Annotated in this window: 18 protein-coding genes; 15 read left to right on the top strand and 3 right to left on the bottom strand. The window is 68.1% G+C overall.

Annotation, left to right across the window (positions count from 1 at the left end; translation table 11 throughout):
• Positions 1-3 precede the first annotated feature (3 nt).
• From ACQHI0_RS11010 to ACQHI0_RS11070, 13 genes are all read left to right on the top strand, one after another.
• A complete protein-coding gene (locus tag ACQHI0_RS11010; RefSeq protein WP_427907833.1) occupies positions 4-759 on the top strand; it encodes a prolipoprotein diacylglyceryl transferase in 756 nt (251 codons plus the stop codon).
• On the top strand, positions 756-1,154 hold the full coding sequence (locus ACQHI0_RS11015) for a hypothetical protein (protein ID WP_427907834.1): 399 nt from the start codon (positions 756-758) through the stop codon (positions 1,152-1,154). The genes ACQHI0_RS11010 and ACQHI0_RS11015 overlap by 4 nt, the downstream gene beginning before the upstream one ends.
• A 5-nt stretch (positions 1,155-1,159) precedes the next feature.
• On the top strand, positions 1,160-2,710 hold the full coding sequence (locus ACQHI0_RS11020; protein ID WP_427909134.1) for a radical SAM protein: 1,551 nt from the start codon (positions 1,160-1,162) through the stop codon (positions 2,708-2,710).
• The gene (locus tag ACQHI0_RS11025) at positions 2,707-2,979 is read left to right on the top strand and encodes a hypothetical protein (RefSeq protein ID WP_427907835.1); all 273 of its coding nucleotides are present in this window, start codon (positions 2,707-2,709) and stop codon (positions 2,977-2,979) included. The genes ACQHI0_RS11020 and ACQHI0_RS11025 overlap by 4 nt, the downstream gene beginning before the upstream one ends.
• 69 nt (positions 2,980-3,048) lie before the next feature.
• The gene (locus ACQHI0_RS11030; RefSeq protein ID WP_427907836.1) at positions 3,049-4,491 is read left to right on the top strand and encodes a S8 family serine peptidase; all 1,443 of its coding nucleotides are present in this window, start codon (positions 3,049-3,051) and stop codon (positions 4,489-4,491) included.
• A 112-nt stretch (positions 4,492-4,603) separates the two neighbouring features.
• Positions 4,604-4,768, top strand: a complete 165-nt coding sequence (locus tag ACQHI0_RS11035; RefSeq protein WP_427907837.1) for a hypothetical protein — start codon at positions 4,604-4,606, stop codon at positions 4,766-4,768.
• A gap of 118 nt (positions 4,769-4,886) precedes the next feature.
• Positions 4,887-6,092, top strand: a complete 1,206-nt coding sequence (locus ACQHI0_RS11040) for a GNAT family N-acetyltransferase (protein ID WP_427907838.1) — start codon at positions 4,887-4,889, stop codon at positions 6,090-6,092.
• 140 nt (positions 6,093-6,232) lie between these two features.
• Positions 6,233-8,542, top strand: coding sequence for an ATP-binding cassette domain-containing protein (locus tag ACQHI0_RS11045; protein WP_427909135.1), 2,310 nt, complete (start codon positions 6,233-6,235; stop codon positions 8,540-8,542).
• The gene (locus ACQHI0_RS11050) at positions 8,539-9,126 is read left to right on the top strand and encodes a DUF308 domain-containing protein (protein WP_427907839.1); all 588 of its coding nucleotides are present in this window, start codon (positions 8,539-8,541) and stop codon (positions 9,124-9,126) included. The genes ACQHI0_RS11045 and ACQHI0_RS11050 overlap by 4 nt, the downstream gene beginning before the upstream one ends.
• A 216-nt stretch (positions 9,127-9,342) precedes the next feature.
• Positions 9,343-10,764 carry a three-helix bundle dimerization domain-containing protein gene (locus tag ACQHI0_RS11055; protein ID WP_427907840.1) on the top strand — a complete coding sequence of 474 codons (1,422 nt, stop codon included), beginning with the start codon at positions 9,343-9,345 and terminating at the stop codon, positions 10,762-10,764.
• 219 nt (positions 10,765-10,983) lie between these two features.
• Positions 10,984-11,175 carry a hypothetical protein gene (locus ACQHI0_RS11060; RefSeq protein ID WP_427907841.1) on the top strand — a complete coding sequence of 64 codons (192 nt, stop codon included), beginning with the start codon at positions 10,984-10,986 and terminating at the stop codon, positions 11,173-11,175.
• Between the two features lie 164 nt (positions 11,176-11,339).
• Entirely contained in the window at positions 11,340-12,167 is an 828-nt protein-coding gene (locus ACQHI0_RS11065; RefSeq protein ID WP_427907842.1) for an alpha/beta fold hydrolase, read from the top strand.
• A 230-nt stretch (positions 12,168-12,397) separates the two neighbouring features.
• Positions 12,398-13,507, top strand: a complete 1,110-nt coding sequence (locus ACQHI0_RS11070) for a serine hydrolase domain-containing protein (RefSeq protein ID WP_427907843.1) — start codon at positions 12,398-12,400, stop codon at positions 13,505-13,507.
• Positions 13,508-13,540: 33 nt separating this feature from the next.
• Here ACQHI0_RS11070 and ACQHI0_RS11075 read toward each other — a convergent pair whose 3' ends face one another.
• On the bottom strand, positions 13,541-14,503 hold the full coding sequence (locus ACQHI0_RS11075) for a helix-turn-helix transcriptional regulator (RefSeq protein WP_427907844.1): 963 nt from the start codon (positions 14,501-14,503) through the stop codon (positions 13,541-13,543).
• Positions 14,504-14,565: 62 nt separating this feature from the next.
• Between ACQHI0_RS11075 and ACQHI0_RS11080 the strand changes: the two genes are divergently transcribed.
• Positions 14,566-15,696 carry an epoxide hydrolase family protein gene (locus ACQHI0_RS11080; RefSeq protein WP_427907845.1) on the top strand — a complete coding sequence of 377 codons (1,131 nt, stop codon included), beginning with the start codon at positions 14,566-14,568 and terminating at the stop codon, positions 15,694-15,696.
• A gap of 44 nt (positions 15,697-15,740) precedes the next feature.
• Here ACQHI0_RS11080 and ACQHI0_RS11085 read toward each other — a convergent pair whose 3' ends face one another.
• Positions 15,741-16,547, bottom strand: a complete 807-nt coding sequence (locus ACQHI0_RS11085; RefSeq protein ID WP_427907846.1) for an ABC transporter permease — start codon at positions 16,545-16,547, stop codon at positions 15,741-15,743.
• Positions 16,544-17,479: an ATP-binding cassette domain-containing protein gene (locus ACQHI0_RS11090; RefSeq protein WP_427907847.1), complete on the bottom strand. Its 936-nt coding sequence runs from the start codon at positions 17,477-17,479 to the stop codon at positions 16,544-16,546. The genes ACQHI0_RS11085 and ACQHI0_RS11090 overlap by 4 nt, the downstream gene beginning before the upstream one ends.
• 163 nt (positions 17,480-17,642) lie before the next feature.
• Here ACQHI0_RS11090 and ACQHI0_RS11095 point away from each other — a divergent pair, with 163 nt between their 5' ends.
• A complete protein-coding gene (locus tag ACQHI0_RS11095; protein ID WP_427907848.1) occupies positions 17,643-18,281 on the top strand; it encodes a PadR family transcriptional regulator in 639 nt (212 codons plus the stop codon).
• The last annotated feature ends 22 nt before the right edge of the window (positions 18,282-18,303 follow it).

Raw genomic sequence — 18,303 nt, forward strand, 5'->3', positions numbered from 1 at the left:
GCCATGACGGCGCAGCTGATGTGGGGGATCCCGACGCACGGGTTCTTCGTCGCGCTCGGAGTCGCTGTCGCCGCGGTGGTGTTCTTCCTCGAGTGCAGGCGCCGGGAGGCACTGCGCGAGGAGTCGCTGGTCGCGGTCACCGGGGCATTGGTCGGTGGGGCGATCGGCATGCGGTTGTCGAGTCTGGCCGCGACGCTCGACCCGTATGAGAGCTGGATGTTCGGTGCGCGCAGTGTGCTCGGCGGATTGCTCGGCGCGTATGTGGGTGTGCTGATCGCGAAACGGATCATCGGCTATCGGGAGCGGACCGGTGATCTGTTCGCACCGGCGGTGGCGCTCGGCATGGCGGTCGGTCGCATCGGATGCTTGCTCACCGAAGCGCCGGGACGGCCGACGAGCCTGCCGTGGGGAATCCACGCGCCCGCGACGGTTCCGCAGTGCCCCGGATGCGTGGCCGGCGTGGCGATGCATCCGAGCTTTGTCTACGAAATCGTGTTCCAGCTGGCCGCATTCGGCGCACTGTGGTGGTTGCGGGACCGGATCAGCACACCGGGGGAGCTGTTCACCCTCTACGTCGGGGCGTACGCGATATTCCGGTTTCTGGTCGAGTTCACCCGTGCCAACGACACGGTGTGGCTGGATCTGACACGCCCGCAATGGTTCCTGCTGCCGGGCCTGGTCCTGGTGGCGGTGCGCTGGACCGTCGGCTACCGGCGCGGCAACTACGACGGTGTACTTCGACGAAAGGTCGCGGCATGAACTTTCCTCCCGGACCGCCCCCGAACATGCCACCCCCGCCACCGGATCAGGGCGGCAAACCGCCGGGGCAGGGCGGGCAGGTCGCGGCGATGGCCTTGGCGGGCGCGATGGCGTTCATCGTCGCCAACGCGATAGCCGGGTTCTTCATGTTCATGGTGGTCGCCTCCGTCAACGACGACACCGCGACCAAGGTGCTGTTCGGGCTCACCGCGGTGGCCAGCGCGGGAGCGGCTTTCGGGGGTGGCTGGCTGTTGATCCGGCGCAAACGGCCCGCGCCCAAAGGGTTCGGGCTGGGGCTGATGATCGGCTGGTCGCTGGTCACCGTGTTCACCGCAGGTCTGTGCACGGCCATCAACCCGGAGCTGTACACGGGCTTCTTCGGGATGGCGCGATGACCGGAATGCCGCTGCGGGGCGATCGAATCCTGCGTTATGTCACCGCGTTCTGCCCCCGCTGCCACGACGAACACCCCGACACACCGCTGCCCGATGTCGAGCGGCTGTCGGGGTGGCTGGCCGAACGGGACGGCCAGGTCTTGCTCGAACGCGGTTGCCGAACCCACGGCATGGTGCGGACCCTCTACGACGAGGACCCCGAAATCCTGGCCTACCTCGAAGAATGGACCGCGCCGACCAAAGCGCACCTGCCCGACACCGCGGGAAATTTCGACCCGGTGCCCTCGGCGTATCTGCGTGGGCTGCCCGAGATGCAGACCCAGCACACCTGCATCCTGCTCGAGGACATCATCGACAGCTGTAACCTGCGCTGCCCCACCTGTTTCGCCGACTCCTCGCCGGAACTGCGTGGCGTGGTCTCGGTGGAGGATGTGCTCGCCAATGTCGACCAGCGGCTGGCCCGCGAGAACGGGCGCCTCGACGTGCTCATGCTCAGCGGCGGCGAACCGACCCTGCATCCGCAGCTGGCCCGGTTGCTCGCGGAGCTGACCGCGCGGCCGATCACCCGGATCCTGCTCAATACCAACGGTCTGCGGATCGCCGTCGACGACGAGTTGGTGGCGTTGCTACGTGCCCATCGCGACCGGGTCGAGGTGTATCTGCAGTACGACGGGGAAACGGCGAAGGCCTCCCGCCATCATCGCGGCGGCGACTTGCGGGTGCGTAAACAGCAGGCGCTGCAACGGCTTTCGGCGAACTCTGTCTTCACCACCCTGGTGATGACGGTGGCGCTGGACGTGAACGACGACGAGATCGGCGCCGTCCTGCGCACCGCCATGGCCACGCCGTTCGTCGGCGGCGTCTCGATCCAGCCCCAATTCGGTTCCGGGCGTTCGGGAACGATCGACCCGATGCGGCGGCTCACCCACACCGGCGTACTGCGCCGGCTGGGCCCGCAGACCGACGGGCTGGTGACTTGGCGTGACCTCACCGCGCTGCCGTGCTCGCACCCGCACTGCTGCTCGGTCGGTTACCTGCTGCGCGACGACGCGGGGGACTGGCGGTCGCTGGTCTCGCTGATCGGGCACGACCGGTTGAAACAGCAGTTGGGGCTGGTGTCGAACCGGATCGCGGACTCGGCATTGCCCGCCGAGCTGCGGGTGGCGGTGCGGGAATCGCTGCTGGGATTGCTGTCGGAGCAGTCGTCGCTGTCGCATCCGGAGATCGGGCGGGTATGGCGCAATATCTGTGAGAACTGCGATCTGGGAATGTCGACCCTGCTGACACTGGCCTCGTCGGCACTGCCGGGGCGGCGTCAGCGGTTGCGGACGCTGCTCGGGGAACGGGTCGTGCGGATTACGGTGAAACCGTTCATGGACATGTCGACGATGATCGAGGAGCGGCTCACCCAGTGTTGCGTGCACGTGGGCACCCGCGCTGATGCCGATCAGTGCGCGCCGTTCTGCGCGGTGCAGGCCTGGCCAGCGTTGTCGCGGCAGCGGTTGCCGGCGGTCGCACCGGCCGGGCGGGCATTGCTGCCGGTGGAGGTGCGGTGAGCGAGCGCGGGGTCTACTACGAGGAAGCGGTGCGCGGGCAGCGACCGCACGACCCATTGACGTTGTGTGTGGTCGCGACCGTGGCGTTGCTGACGTGGTTGGTGGGGCCGTGGGCGGTGGTGGGGTTCGGTGCGCTCGCGTTCGCCGGATATTGGCGAGCGTGGCGGGCCGGGTTGCGGCGCAGTCGCTGCTGGTTGCGCGATACCCGGCTGGTACTGGTGTATGTCGGGGCGATCGCCGTGGTCGGGGTCGTCGCCGCGGTGTGGTGACGGCGTGTCGCCAATGCTGGTGCGGCAGAACGGTAGCGGGCGAGCGCGGCGCACGGTTGACTGGTAGCCATGGCCTCCACTCGATCCAGCAGGCAGCGCCGATCAGGGGTGCCCGCACCCGCCGTCGCGCCGGGGGAACTGATCGTCGTCACCGCGCCGACCGGCCCCGAGATCACCCCGATCGCTTTGCGTGAGAACCGTTCCGTGCGCACCAGGGTCGATGAATTGCTGCCCGCCGCAGCGCGTCTGGTGCCGATCTTCGGGCCGGACAATCGGCTCGCGGCCAGGCTGGCAGGCACCTCGCAGGCGCCCGTGGCGGGGGAGTACCTCAGCTATTACTCGGTGCACGGTGAGCTGGGTGATCTCGGTGACCTCGCCCATCGACTGCGCGAGGACGACACCGTCGCCGCCGCGTATGTGAAGCCCGCGGCCGAACCGCCACTGGCACCTCTCGCGGAGAACATCGTCGCACCGCGCGCACCGGCCGTGACACCCGATTTCCGGGTCAGGCAGGCCTATCTGGACGCGGCACCCCACGGTATCGATGCGGTGTGGGCGCACGGCCAGCCCGGCGGGCTGGGCACCGGTGTGCGGGTGATCGACGTCGAGGGCGCGTGGCGGTTCACCCATGAAGACCTGCGGCAGAATCAAGGCGGGATGATCGGCGGCACGGCGTCGGCCGATCTGGGCTGGCGCAATCACGGCACCGCTGTCGCCGGTGAGATCAGCGGTGACCTGAACGCGGTCGGCGTCACCGGAATCGCTCCCGAGGCTCATATCAGAGCCATCTCCATCTTCGGTATCGGCTCGGCTGCCGCGATCCGCTCGGCCGCCGACGCGCTGCACCCCGGCGACATCGTCCTCATCGAATTGCATCGTCCCGGACCACGATTCGACTACCAGGGCACCGCCGATCAGCGCGGCTACATCGCCGTCGAATGGTGGCCCGACGACTTCGCCGCCATCCGCTATGCCGTGAGCCGCGGCATCGTCGTCGTCGAAGCCGCGGGCAACGGCGGTGAGAACCTCGACGACGTCGTCTACGACAGCCGCCCCGGCGACTTCCCCGCCACCTGGCACAACCCGTTCCGCGCGGGCCCCGCCGACTCCGGTGCCATCCTGGTCGGCGCGGGTGCCCCACCACCGGGTCTGCACGGCCGAGACCACGGCCCCGCCCGGTCCCGCCTCGACTTCTCCAACTACGGCGCCCGCCTCGACGCCCAGGGCTGGGGCCGCGAAGTCACCACCACCGGCTACGGCGACCTCCAAGGCGGCGCTGACGAAGACCTCTGGTACACCGACGAATTCAGCGGCACCTCCAGCGCCTCCCCGATCGTCGTCGGCGCCATCGCCGCCTACCAGGGCAGCCGAGCCCGAACCCGCGCGACCCCCGACCAGATCCGAACCCTCCTGCGCACCACCGGCTCAGCCCAAACCGCGGCACCGGGGCGACCGACCACCCAACGCATCGGCAGCCTGCCCGACCTCCGGGCCATGATCGCGAGCGAGTAGCACCAGCGCTCTCATCGTTCGCTTCTGGCTTGGTACGTGCATTCGGCAACGCCGTGATTGCGTACGTCGGAGGTGACACAGACCCCGGTCAGATCTTTCGGCGGTCGACGCGGTGCTCACCCCCGCGCGCCGCAAGATCGGCGACATCATCGGCGGCTACACGCCCGAACAGCGGGAGTCCCTCTTCGACTACTTCGCCCGGGCCGCCGACGCCTTCCAGCAGGCGGCGACCGAAATCGGTGCCGCGGACCCTGCCGCCGACCAGCGGCACGCCTGATCCCTGCGGGCTCGAATCGGCCGGAATCGGCGTGCAGGAGCTAGGCGCGACGCGCAGACGACTTCGTGGTGCCGATAACCAGATGTGCGGGGGTGGGGTGGCGTGGGATGGTACGAGGATGGCATCGGCGAAGAGTGTTTCCGTTCGGGCGGGTACGCAAGCGGACCTGGCTGCGATCACCGGGTTGCAGGAGGCTGGGTTCGGGATGCGGTACGGGGGTGACGAGAACGAGTTCCGGGGCGAGATCTTTCCGGTCGAACGGTCGTTGGTGGCCGTGGAGGGTGACCGGATCGTCGGACATACCGTCGACCGGACGATGACGGTGACGGTGCCGGGGGAGCGAACCGTGCGGGCCGCGGGTGTGTCGGGGGTGGCGGTCGCGGCAACGCACCGGCGACGCGGGATTCTGCGGGAGCTCTACACCGCCCAGCATGCGCGGACCGAGGCCGACGGGGTGCCGCTGACCATCTTCACCGCGAGCGAGGGCACGATCTACGGGCGCTTCGGGTACGAAGTGGCCATTCTCGACACCTCGATCCGCATCGACACCCGGCGGGCCGAATTCCGTTCCACCACACCAGGCCCCGGTGGTGTCACCCTGGAGACGCTCGTCGACGCCGCCCCGCGGATCCGGGAGATCTACGAACGCTGGCAGAAGGTGACGGCAGGGGCACAGGATCGCCCGAACGCCAAGTGGGACTTGTTCTTCGCCGATGTGGAGCGTCACCGTCAGGGTGCGACGAGTTTGTTCGTGCTGCTCCACGCCGACGGGTACGCCCTGTATCGGCGCTCCCGGCGCGAGGACCGTGACATCGCCTCGGTGTGGGAGTTCCGTGCCGTGACCCCCGACGCGCACGCCGCACTGTGGCGGGTCCTGCTCGGCATGGACCTCGTCGACACCGTGGAAGCCGAAATCGCCGACGACGATCCCCTGGCCCACATGCTCACCGACCCCCGCGCGGTGCAGCTGACCCGCCGCGGCGACTCGCTGTGGGCGCGGGTCATGGACGTGCCTGCGGCACTGACCGCCCGCACCTACCGCGCCGACCTCGACACCGTACTGGCCGTGCACGACCCGTTCCGCAGCGCGGGCGGGAACTTCGCCCTGCGGATCCGCGACGGCATCGCCGAATGCGAACCGACCACCCGCGCAGCGACACTCAGCGCCGACATCAACATCCTCGGCGCCCTCTACTTCGGCGGTCAGCGCGCGAGCACTTTCGCCGCCGCTCACCGGCTGAAGGTCGACGACCCGAGTGTGCTGCGCGCGTTCGACGAAGCGTTCACCGCCGACCGCGCACCACAATTGGGCTGGTTCTTCTGACCTGAACGACAACGGGCGCGTTCGCCTCACTGCGCACTACCTCGGGAGTACGGTAGGTAGCTGTGGATTCGCACCAGGTCGATTCTTCGGTTCGGGTGCGTGGCGCCCGGGTCCACAATCTGCGCGATGTCGACGCGGACATGCCGCGAAACGCCCTGGTCGCGTTCACCGGTGTCTCGGGTTCGGGGAAGTCGTCGTTGGCTTTCGGCACCCTCTACGCGGAATCGCAGCGCCGCTACCTGGAGTCGGTTGCCCCGTATGCCCGCAGATTGCTGCACCAGATCGAAGCCCCCGACGTCGACGCGGTCACCGGTCTACCGCCCACGGTGGCACTGGCTCAACGCCGGTCCTCGCCGTCGTCGCGATCGACCGTCGGCACCGTCACCGCGATCTCGAACACGTTGCGCATGCTCATGTCCCGCGAAGGTGACTATCCCGAGAGCCCGCCCAGAACCGGCGAGGGTCACTACCCGGAAGGCACCAACCGCCTCTACTCCGACGCGTTCTCCCCGAACACCGTCGAAGGTGCCTGCCCGCGCTGCCACGGCCAGGGCGTGATCCACGAAGCCACCGAGGCGTCGATGGTCCCCGACCCGTCGCTGAGTATCCGCGACGGCGCGATCGCCTCGTGGCCCGGCGCCTGGCAGGGCAAGAACCTGCGCGATGTGCTCAGCGCGCTCGGCTACGACATCGACCGCCCGTGGCGTGAACTGGCACCCGCCGCCCGCGACTGGATCCTGTTCACCGCGGAAAAACCGGTCGTCACAGTCGAACCCGTGCGCGAACCCCATCGCATCCACCGCCCCTACCAGGGCACCTACACCAGCGCCGAGCAGTTGCTGCTGCGCTCCCACGCCGAATCCAAGAGCGAGGCCACCAAGGCCCGCGCCGCCGAATACCTGCACACCACCGTCTGCCCACTGTGCGAGGGGCGACGACTCAAACCCGAAGCGCTCGCGGTGACGTTCGCCGGGTTCGACATCACCGAACTCGCCGGCCAACCGCTGAGCGAGCTCGTCGAGGTGTTGCGGCCCTACACCTGCGGCACGACCGCGCTGGCGGTGCTCACCCAGGACCTCACCTCGCGGATCGACGTGCTGATCGAGCTCGGCCTCGGCTACCTGAGCGTCGATCGGGAAAGCCCGACGTTGTCGGGCGGTGAGCTGCAACGATTACGGTTGGCGGGGCAGTTGCGGTCGGGCCTGTTCGGTGTCGTCTACATTCTCGACGAACCGTCGGCGGGACTGCACCCCGCCGATACCGCCGCCCTGACGAAAGTGCTGGATCGGCTCAAGAATTCGGGCAAGAGTGTGTTCCTGGTCGAACACGACCTCGACGTCGTGCGCCACGCCGACTGGCTCATCGATATCGGCCCGGGCGCGGGCGTACACGGCGGCACAGTGCTCTACGCCGGTGACGTCGACGGTCTCCGTGAGGTGAGCGAGTCGGTCACCCGGCCCTACCTGTTCGGCGAGATCGTGCGCCCGCCCCGCGCGGCCCGTACCGCCACCGGCGAGCTGCGATTACGCGCGATCACCAGCCACAACCTGCGCGATCTCGACGTCGACATCCCCCTCGGTGTGTTCACCGCGATCACCGGTGTGTCCGGGTCCGGCAAATCGACTCTGCTGCACGCTGTTTCGATCACCGCGACAACCGATCCCCGCATCGTGCGCGTCGTCGAAGTCGATCAGGCCCCGATCGGGCGCACGCCACGGTCGAACCTGGCCACCTATACCGGCCTGTTCGACACGGTACGCAAACTCTTCGCCGCGACCGACGCCGCCAAGGCCCGCGGCTACGGTGTCGGCCGTTTCTCGTTCAACGTCGCCGAGGGACGCTGCCCGACCTGCCAGGGTGAGGGGTACATCACCGTGGAGCTGCTGTTCCTGCCCAGCACCTACAGTCCGTGCCCGGCCTGCCGCGGCGCGCGCTACAACCCCGAAACCCTCGAGATCACCTACCGCGACACCACGATCGCGCAGGTGCTCGACATGACCGTCGACCGCGCCGCCGGCTTCCTCGCCGACGTGGCAGTGGTCGCGCGCGCACTACACACCCTGCGCGACGTCGGCCTCGGCTATCTGCGCCTCGGGCAACCGGCCACCGAACTGTCCGGCGGGGAAGCGCAGCGGGTGAAGCTGGCGACCGAATTGCAGCGGGCCCGGCGCAGCGACACCGTTTACCTGCTCGACGAACCAACAACCGGCCTGCATCCGGCCGACACCGATATCCTGATGACACAACTGAATTCGCTCGTCGACAGCGGCGCGAGCGTGGTCGTTGTCGAACACGACATGAGCGTTGTCGCCGCCGCCGATCACGTGATCGACATGGGGCCGGGCGGTGGCGGGCAGGGAGGCCGGATCGTGGCGCAGGGGACACCGGAACAGGTCGCGAACAATCCGGTCAGCCGGACTTCGCCCTATCTGCTGGAGCGACTGGCATGAACCGCGACGCTGATCGGACCCGGAGCGCGATGCTCGTCGCCGGTGGGTGCTCGTTCGCGCTCGGGCTGGCGCTGCTGCTGTGGCCGGGGCGCGACGAGAACATCCTGGCGATACTGTTCGGGGTCTCGCTGATCCTGAGCACGACGGTGCAGGCCTATCTGGCGATGATGGCGCGGATCGCGTTCTTGCTCCGGGTGCTGGTCTTGGTCAGTGCGGGCCTGACGGGGATATTGGCCGGGCTGGTCTTCGACGGCGGCAATATCGAACTGCTCGCCCTGTGGATCGGCATCGGCTGGTCGGTGCGCGGCATCGTGGAGGCGCTGGTCGCGGCATGGGACGACACCGTCGTCGACGGGTGGATACACGAGGTGTGCGGGCTCGTCACGACCGTGATCGGCATCGCGATCATCGCGATCACGTTCCAGACGGTCACCGGGCTGGCCACCATGTCCGGTACCGGGTTGGTCGTGATCGGTGTCATGGAACTGCTCGCCGGTGGGCTCGGTCGCGCGGCGTGGGATGCGGCGCACGGGCCTGCGACCGAGGAGCCGGTCGCGCCGATTCGCGCCGCGACCGAGCTGTAGTAGCGAATCACACACTGTGAGTGCGCAATTGGAGGTTTACGCGAACTCACGGACAACGCGACGTTGCGGGCAGCCGAGCGCGCGCTGAACTCTGCGTGCACCCTCGCTCGCAGCTGGGGTAACTGTGCTGCGCGACGGTAGCGTGGCCCGCGGCGTGCGCACGGGTGTTCGGTGCGCCGCGTTCGCTCCCCCGATTGTGAGCCCAGGAGAAGTGTGGTGTCGCGCGTAGTCCCCGGCGTAGCTGCCGATGCCGTCCAGCGTGAAGAGCTGGCCATGCGGCGGATGACCGAGAGTTTGGTCGAAGACCTGTCCGAGAACGTCCCCGTCGACCAGGTGACGTCGGCGGTAGGCGCCGCGCACCATCGTTTCACCGGCAAGCCGATCCGGGAGTTCGTGCCGATCCTGGTCGAGCGGATCGTGCGCCGTGAGCTCGCCGATCCCGATCCGACGGTGCGGGTGCCCGCCCCGACGGCGAGTGTGCGGGCCGCCGAGCTGATCGCGCGCGAGACGAACAGCTCCGAGGAGCAGGCGACGCGGAGGCTGAGCAGGCGCGCGGTGGTGCCCTTGTCGGTCGGCGCGGCCGTGGTCGTGGCCGGTGTTGTCGCCGGTGTGGTGCTGCTGCCCGGCGGCGCCGACGCTCCCGCCGCCACCGTCGCGACGCCGGCCACGGTGGTGCGTGGCGTGGTCGGGTCGGAGAAGATGTCGTTCTTCGCCGACGAGCGTGTGGTGCAGGTGCTCGCCGACAACGGGATCCAGGTGCAGGTCGAGCCGGCCGGTTCGCGGCAGATCGCGACCACCGTCGACCTCGGCGCCTTCGATTTCGCGTTCCCGTCGAGCATTCCGGCCGCGGAACGTATCCAGCGTCAACGCAACATCACCACCAAGTACACCCCGTTCTCGTCACCGATCGCGATCGCCACCTACCGGCCGATCGCGGACCTGCTGACCGCGGCCGGGGTGATCAAACCAGGTCCGGTCTCGACGTTCGACATGAACAAGTACCTGGAGCTGGCCGGGACCGGTGTGCAGTGGGACGACCTGCCCGACAACACCACCTACCCGGTCGCCAAGAACATCCTGGTCTCGACCACCGACCCGCGCAGCTCCAACTCCGCCGCCATGTACCTGTCGATCGCCAGTTACGTGGCCAACGACCACACCATCGTGCGCGGGGCCACCGCCGAACAGCACGTGCTGCCCGCCTTGTCGAAACTGTTCCTCGCGCAGGGCTACACCGACAACAGCAGCGAAGGGCCGTTCAACCAGTACCTCACCAACGGTATGGGCCCGACCCCGCTGGTCTGCATCTACGAGGCACAGTTCGTCGAAGCGGCAGGCGAGGGCCGGATCAAGCCGGACATGGTCTTGACCTACCCGACCCCCACGGTTCTGTCGAGCCACACCCTGGTCCCGCTGACCGGCACCGGCGACAAGATCGGCAAACTCCTCACCGACAACCCCGAACTGCGCCGCCTGGCCGCCGAACACGGCTTCCGCACCGGCGACACCGCCCAGTTCACCTCGGTCGCCGCCGAGCGCTCGGTACCGGTGGCCGCCGACCTGATCGACGTGGTCGACGTGCCCGCCTACGAAACCCTCGAGCACCTGCTCGACGGGGTCGCCAACTCCTACAACTGAATCCGCCCGCCACCGGTGCTGTGCAGCTTTCGCTGTGCGGCACTCGTGGTCGGTGCGGACGGCGCTGAAGCAATGGCCCCGAAGGTCTTGACACCAGTTCAGTGCACGACTGTACACTCAGCATTGCCAGGTAACTCGAGCTGGCCCGCGCTGCGAATGGAGTCCCACGATGGATCAATCCGATCACGGTCGAGAACCAGTTGTCGTGGGTGGTGTTCGATGAGCTATCAGAAGGAACTGCTCGACGAGTTGTCGTTCGCGGCGCGCCGCACCGGCACCGCACTCGCCGCGATCCTCAGTGATGCCGGGCGCAAGAGCGCTCGTGAGGTCGTCGATCTGGCGCACGAGGGGCGCGAACTGGTCGCCGGGACCCTGCGGGCTCGGGCCGACGAGCTGCGCCGCCGTCGTTAGAGGTCAGCGGTTCTCGCTGCGAGGGCGGCCAGGCCCCTTTGGTCGAAATGTCTCTGACCTGCGGAAAATCCTGCGGGAAAAGAATTTTCGTAGCGAGCGATGAGTTCTCGCGGCGTGCACCGTCTCTATGAGTGCTACCTGTAGCCGAGATCCGGGAGAGCCTCATGACCGCCAGTTCCGCCGTCACCACCGGCACCCTCGTGGTGCCGGACGCCCGCCTGTACTACGAGGTCCGTGGGGCGGGACCGTTGCTCGTCCTCGTCGGTGCGCCGATGAACGCCGCCTCGTTCGCCGCGGCCGCCGAACAACTCGCCGCCACCAACACCGTCCTCACCACCGACCCGCGAGGCCATTTCGCGAGCCCCCTGGACGACCCGAACCAGGATTCGACGGTGCTCGCCCGCGCCGCGGACCTCGCCGGGCTCATCACCCACCTCGACGCGGGCCCGGCCGTGGTCTTCGGATCCAGCGGCGGCGCCGTCTCCGCGCTGGCACTGGCCCAGACCAACCCCGACCTGGTCACCACCGTGGTCGCCCACGAACCGCCGCTGCGCGAACTGCTGCCCGACGCCGACGCCCAGCGCGCGCTCACCGAGGACATCATCGCCACCTACGACACCGGTGCGGTGATCGGCGCCTGGCGAAAGTTCTTCGCCCAGGCCGCGATTCCCATCCCGGAGCCGATGCTCGAACAGATCTTCGGCGGCGACCGCGACCCGCAACAGGTTGCCAGCGAACGCTTCTGGTTCGCCCACGAGCTGCGTTCGACCACCGCCTGGGTTCCGGACCCGCCGTTGCTGCGCTCGATTCCCACCCGGGTGATCGTCGGGATCGGTGCCGAGTCCACCGGGCAGTTCTGTGATCACACCGCCCGCGAACTGGCCTCGGCGCTCGGCGTCGACCCGGTCCTGTTCCCCGGCGACCACACCGGATTCGTCCACGACCCCGCCACCTTCGCCGCCCGCCTCCAAGAAGTACTCGACGAGCCGTGAGCGTGGTCGCTCGCACCCGCGCCGGGCAGGCGCGACGCTGTCCCGGTTTCGCCGGGTACGAGGAAAAGACGAAGGGGATCGGCACCATGGCGGTGCTGGGGTTGCGACGGGCCTGACCCGAATGTCGCGGGCAGGGCGACCGGACCGCCCTGCCCCGCTACCCCCGTCGGGGGTACAGGTAGTACCGCAGTCCAATGTGGGTGCGGGCCTTGGCTTTCTACCGTTCGAACATGCGCTTTCGAACCGTCACCATCCCGATCCTCACCGCTGCGCTGATGCTGACTGCCATCACGACGAGCGCGGCCGAGCCGGTAGCTCGCGTCGCCGCTGTGCGCGCCGACCTCGACGCGATGGTCGGCGCGGGCGCCGTGGGGGCCGTCGCCACGCTCACCGAGGACGGCGCGAGCACCGTCGTCGGCTCCGGCCTGGCCGACACGGCCACGTCGACCCCGATCGGAACCGACATCCCCCAGCATGTGCGGGTCGGCAGCATCACCAAGTCCTTCACCGCCGCGATCGTGCTGCAACTGGTGGCCGAACACCGCATCGACCTCGACCGTTCCGTCGACACGTATCTGCCCGGTCTGCTCACCGGCGACGGGGTGGACGGCCGCGCGATCACCGTCCGTCAGATCCTGGGCCACCGCAGTGGCCTGCCCGAACCTGCCCGAACCCCGGAGCTCGACGAACACGAAGCCGCGAAGGCGGGCCGCACGTTCACCCCCGGCCAGGAGATCGCGCTGGCCCTGGCGCACCCGGCGAAGTTCGCGCCGGGCACCCGATTCGAGTACGCCAACATCAACTACATCGTCGCGGGCATGCTGATCGAGGCGGTGACCGGGAATCGCTACACCGACGAACTGCGCGACCGCATCGTGGTTCCACTCGGGTTGTCGAACACCTACCTGCCCGGCACCGGCGAAACCGGTCTGCGCCACCCTCATCCCACCGGGTACACCAGCGTCGACGGAACCGTCACCGACACAACGCGAATGGAGCCGTCGGTGCCGTGGACATCCGGCGCCCTGGTGAGCACAGGCGCTGATGTGAACCGGTTCTTCCTCGCGCTGGTGGCCGGTTGGGTCGTGCCCGAGCCCCAACTCCGGCAGATGCTCGACGGTGTCGACATGGGTAACGGTGACGGCATGTTCTACGGTCTGGGTCTCGGCTACACCCCACTGCCGTGCGGTGTGCGGTATGTCGGCCACCTCGGCGGTGTCCGCGGCTTCTCCACCGTCGCGGGTGCCACGGCAGGCGGGCGCGCGGTCACCGTTGCCTACACCGGCACACCCTCCTCGGTCGATCTCGCGGGCCTGCTCACTCACGCACTGTGCGAGTAACCGTCTCGTCGCCGCTGAGTGAGAGCCGCTCAGTCAGCTGGTAGGTGGCACGATCGCGTCATGGCAGCGCTCGCTCACCGTCCGCAAGGCGTCGATGAGTTCTGGTGGGTCGGTGACAGTGAATCCGATGTCGAGGGCGGTGATCATCCAGGCCAGCGAGGCGGGGGAGTCGGCGCCCAGATGCAGTAGGCAGCTGAGGTCGTCGACTGCTTCGAGGACACCCATTCCCGGCCAGACCCGCTCGGCCAGCTCGGTGGCCGAGCCGTGCAGCGTGACCACAGTGCGCCACGGCCACGACTCGGCTGACAGCCTGCGCGACAGATACGTCGCGGCGTCACCGTCGGGTAGCGGGCGCGGGGTGAAGCGCGGGCCCGTCGGGACACGGGGGTGCAGCCGGTCGATACGGAACGACCGCCAATCCGCTCGGTCGACATCCCACCCCACCAGATACCAGTGCCTGCTCAGATTGACCAGCGAATCGGGTTCGACATCGCGGCGAGAGACGCGACCGGCGTGGTCGGTGTAGTCGAACCGCAGACGCTCGTGGCGGCGGCAGGTTTCGGCGATCGTCAGCAGGGTCTCGGATGACACTCGCGGTGAGTCGGCGGCGACCCGCACCATCGACTGCTGCAAGGTCGTGAGCCGATGCCGCAGCCGTGACGGCAGTACCTGCTCCAGCTTGGCGAGCGCGCGCAACGACGCGTCCTCGATTCCGGTGACGGTACCGCCCGAGGTGGTGCGCAAGCCGACCGCGACGGCCACGGCTTCCTCGTCGTCGAGGAGCAGCGGTGGCATCGACGCGCCGGCCCCCAACCGATAGCCCGCGGTTCCCTGCAACGCCTGCACCGGGTAGCCCAGCCCGCGCAGCCGGTCGATATCGCGGCGCACGGTGCGTGGGGTGACATCGAGCCTGGTCGCGAGTTCGGCACCCGACCAGGCGCGGTGGGTCTGCAGCATCGACAGGAGTCGGAGCAACCGGGCGGAGGTTTCGGCCATGTCGTCATTCTGCCGTTTCCTTAGGAACGATTCTGACCTAAGCCGTTCCTAGGGTTGTTCCTATGAGCGAAATCTTCCGGATCGACATCCCGCAGTCCGACCTCGACGACCTGCGCGATCGGCTCGCCCGCACCCGCTGGGCGCAGGACCTGCCCGGCACCGGCTGGACCTACGGGCTGCCCACCTCGTATCTGCGCGACCTCGCCGACTACTGGCGAACCGAGTTCGACTGGCGTGCCGCCGAATCCGCACGCAACGCGCACCCACAGTTCGTCACCGAGATCGACGGTCAGCGCCTGCACTTCACCCACGTCCGCTCACCTGAATCCGACGCGCTGCCGCTGGTCCTGGTCCACGGCTGGCCGTTCACCGACTTCGGCGCGATGATCGGACCGCTGACCGATCCGCGCGCGCACGGCGGCGACCCGCGCGACGCCTTCGATGTCATCATCCCGACGCTGCCCGGTTTCGGCTTCTCCGGACCCACGCACCAGCCCGGCCAGGCCGCGACCGAGCGATCCGCCGAGCTGATCGCTCGGCTGATGAGCGAGCTCGGCTACGAACGCTACGGCGCGCAGGGCAGCGACGCGGGTTCGTTCATCGCCCCGCAGCTGGGTCGCGTCGACACCGCGCGAGTCGCGGGCGTGCATCTCAATGCCGCGATCACCATCCCCGCCTGGAACGACGACGGTGCGGGCTACACCGCCCAGGATCAGGAAAAGCTTGCCGCACTCCAGGATTGGAGCAGCAACGAGACCTCCGCGTACGCGAGCGTGCACAGCACCCGCCCCCACACCCTGGCCCACGCCCTCGCTGATTCACCGGCCGGGCTGCTCGGCTGGATCGTCGACGTGGTCAACACCTACAAAGACCCCGCCGCCGCCTTGCCCGAGGATTCCCTCGACCGCGACGCCATGCTCGCCGAGATCGCGATCCTCTGGTTCACGGGCACGGCGGGTTCCTCGATGCGCCTGTACAAGGAATCCCAGCAGTGGGGAGCTGATCTGCCCAGCTCGGGCGTCCCGACCGCTGTCGCGGTCTTCCCCGGCGACACCACGATTCGGGGGATCGCCGAGAAGCAGAACAACCTCGTGCGCTGGACCGAATTCGACCGAGGCGGGCACTTCGCTGCCATGGAAGCGCCTGACCTGCTGGTCGAGGATGTGCGGGCGTTCTTCCGGACGGTGCGGTAGACGAGTGTGCCCCCGGCTACGGCCGGGGGCACACCACACCTCGACTAGCTGCTCAGGTCGCGGAAGCGCTGCACCGCCAGCGGGAAGAACACCGCGATCAGCGCCAGCGGCCAGGCCACCGCGAGCAACTCCGCGTGGGTCGCGGCCCAGGAGTCGCCATCGGCACCTGGATTGCCGAACAGGCCGCGCACCGCGGTTGCCGTCGCGGACATCGGGTTCCACTCCACGACAGCGCCGAGCCAGGACGGCATCGACTCGGGCGAGGCGATGGCGGTGGACAGGAAGGTGATCGGCCAGACCAGGATCTGCACCGCCTGCACCAGTTCCGGTTTGCCCGCGACCATCGCCAGATAGATGCCGATCCACAGCATCGCGAACCGGAGCAGCAACAGCAGTCCCACCGCGGCGAGGAACGCGGAGAATCCGCCGTGCCACCGCCAGCCGATCACGTAGCCCACCGCGATCATCACCGTCAGTCCGACGACCGATTGCAGCATGTCCGCGACGCTGCGTCCGACCAGCACGGCACCGGAGTTCATGGGCATCGAGCGGAACCGGTCGATGACACCTTTACCGAGGTCTTGGGTGACCGAGAGCATCGTCGCCTCGAGACCGAAGGCCATCGTCATGGTCAGCATGCCGGGGACCAGAAATGCCGCGAAGTCCCCGTCGACGCCCCGTCCACCACCGATCAAGTAGGTGAACATCAGCAGCATCATCACCGGGAACGCCAGCCCGATGACCACCTGAACGGGCTGGCGCGCCCAGTGCGCCAGCTCGCGTCTGGTCATCGTCCAGGAATCGGCGGCCGCCCAGCTCAGCGTCGAGCGGGTGTCGAATGTCGTACTCACACAGTCTCCTTCGTCAGGTGCAGGAAGACTTCGTCGAGCGTGGGCCTACGCAAGGCGATGTCCTGCGCCTCGATGCCCGCCGTTTCCAGTGCCCGCACGGTCTCGGTGAGCGCGGCCATCCGGTCGGCGACCGTGGCGCTGACCATCCGCCGGTCCTCGTCGACCACCGCCTCGCCGGGGAGGAGCGAGGCCGCGAGAGCGAGTTGCGTGGTGTCGTGCAGGACCACGTCGATGCGGTCACCCCCGGTTTTGGACTTCAGCTGGTCGGCCGTGCCCTCGGCGATGACCCTGCCGTGGTCGATCACGGCGATCTGGTCGGCCAGCTGGTCGGCTTCCTCCAGATACTGGGTGGTCAGCAGCACGGTCGTGCCGCCGTCGACCAGCGAGCGCACGGCGTTCCACACCTCCGTGCGGCCACGCGGATCGAGCCCGGTCGTCGGCTCGTCCAGGAACAGCACCTGCGGCTGGGAAATGAGCGAAGCCGCGAGGTCGAGGCGCCGGCGCATGCCGCCGCTGTACTGCTTGACGGCCTTGGTGCCGGTGTCCGCGAGCCCGAATCGGTGCAGGAGCTCATCGGCTCTGGTGCCCGCTCGGCGTGCGCCGAGGTGGTAGAGCCGGCCGAACATCTCGAGGTTCTGGCGGCCGCTGAGCTCCTCGTCGACGGCGGCGTGCTGGCCGAGCAGCCCGATGCGCGAGCGCACCTCCTCTGCCCTGGTCATGGCGTCGATGCCCGCCACCTCGACGCGTCCCGCGTCGGGGCGTAGCAGGGTGGACATGATCCGCACGGCCGTGGTCTTGCCTGCGCCGTTCGGGCCGAGAATTCCCTGGACGGTCCCGGCGCGGACCGTGAGATCGAGGCCGTCGAGGGCATTTTTGTCCCCGTACCTCTTTCGTAGGCCTTCGACGACGATCGCCAGATCGTGGTCAGTCACAATGCTCTCCTTCAGTCAGTAATCAAACTTGACTAGGAGAACCAAGGTACGAACATTTCGCCGTTTAGTCAAACTTGATTACTTGCTGGATGCCTGCCACCGCGGCACCTGGTTAAGCTAGCTTCGAGATGCTCTAGTCAAGGTTGCCTAGAAGGAGGCGTACATGTCGGCCATTCGGCTGCTGGTGCTCGGCGCGGTCCGTCAACACGGCCGGGCACACGGCTACCAGGTGCGCAACGACCTGGAGTTCTGGGGCGCCCACGAGTGGTCCAACGCCAAGCCGGGGTCGATCTACCACGCGCTCAAGCAACTGGCGAAGCAAGATCTCCTCGTCGCCCATGAGGTCGCGCCGAGCACCGTGGGCGGTCCGCCGCGGGTCGAATACGAGATCACCGACAAGGGCACCGAGGAGTACCTCGCTCTGCTGCGCCAGGCCCTCACCTCCTATGACCAGAAGATGGACATGCTGTCGGCTGGTATCGGGTTCATGGTCGATCTACCACGGGACGAGGCTGTCGCACTGCTCAGGGAGCGCGTCGCGCGGCTGGGGCAGTGGCGCGGCTCGGTGACCGAGTACTACACCCCGGAGGACGGTCCGGAACAGCTCGGCCACATCGGCGAGATCATGAACATGTGGCTGCACTCGGCCGACAGCGAGGCGGCGTGGACGAACAGCCTGATCGAGCGGATCGACAGCGGCGCCTATGTTTTCGCGGGCGAGGGGGACCCCTTCGTGGGGGTGCTGGCCGAGGGGGAGCCGAACCCGTTCGCGACCGGTCCGGCTCCTGGCGACCTGCGTTGACGCTCCCGAGGACGCCCGCGAG

The sequence above is a fragment of the Nocardia sp. FBN12 genome (genome assembly GCF_050320175.1).
In the GTDB taxonomy this organism is placed as follows: Bacteria; Actinomycetota; Actinomycetes; order Mycobacteriales; family Mycobacteriaceae; genus Nocardia.

What these genes read in the sequence shown, in the direction of transcription:
- ACQHI0_RS11070 (WP_427907843.1), top strand. Translation starts at nt 12,398, where the DNA reads ATGCGCTTTCGAACCGTCACCATCCCGATCCTCACCGCTGCGCTGATG.
- ACQHI0_RS11030 (WP_427907836.1), top strand. Translation starts at nt 3,049, where the DNA reads ATGGCCTCCACTCGATCCAGCAGGCAGCGCCGATCAGGGGTGCCCGCA.
- ACQHI0_RS11080 (WP_427907845.1), top strand. Translation starts at nt 14,566, where the DNA reads ATGAGCGAAATCTTCCGGATCGACATCCCGCAGTCCGACCTCGACGAC.
- ACQHI0_RS11060 (WP_427907841.1), top strand. Translation starts at nt 10,984, where the DNA reads ATGAGCTATCAGAAGGAACTGCTCGACGAGTTGTCGTTCGCGGCGCGC.
- ACQHI0_RS11095 (WP_427907848.1), top strand. Translation starts at nt 17,643, where the DNA reads ATGTCGGCCATTCGGCTGCTGGTGCTCGGCGCGGTCCGTCAACACGGC.
- ACQHI0_RS11015 (WP_427907834.1), top strand. Translation starts at nt 756, where the DNA reads ATGAACTTTCCTCCCGGACCGCCCCCGAACATGCCACCCCCGCCACCG.
- ACQHI0_RS11050 (WP_427907839.1), top strand. Translation starts at nt 8,539, where the DNA reads ATGAACCGCGACGCTGATCGGACCCGGAGCGCGATGCTCGTCGCCGGT.
- ACQHI0_RS11020 (WP_427909134.1), top strand. Translation starts at nt 1,160, where the DNA reads ATGCCGCTGCGGGGCGATCGAATCCTGCGTTATGTCACCGCGTTCTGC.
- ACQHI0_RS11075 (WP_427907844.1), bottom strand. Translation starts at nt 14,503, where the DNA reads ATGGCCGAAACCTCCGCCCGGTTGCTCCGACTCCTGTCGATGCTGCAG.
- ACQHI0_RS11065 (WP_427907842.1), top strand. Translation starts at nt 11,340, where the DNA reads ATGACCGCCAGTTCCGCCGTCACCACCGGCACCCTCGTGGTGCCGGAC.
- ACQHI0_RS11040 (WP_427907838.1), top strand. Translation starts at nt 4,887, where the DNA reads ATGGCATCGGCGAAGAGTGTTTCCGTTCGGGCGGGTACGCAAGCGGAC.
- ACQHI0_RS11045 (WP_427909135.1), top strand. Translation starts at nt 6,233, where the DNA reads ATGCCGCGAAACGCCCTGGTCGCGTTCACCGGTGTCTCGGGTTCGGGG.
- ACQHI0_RS11010 (WP_427907833.1), top strand. Translation starts at nt 4, where the DNA reads ATGACGGCGCAGCTGATGTGGGGGATCCCGACGCACGGGTTCTTCGTC.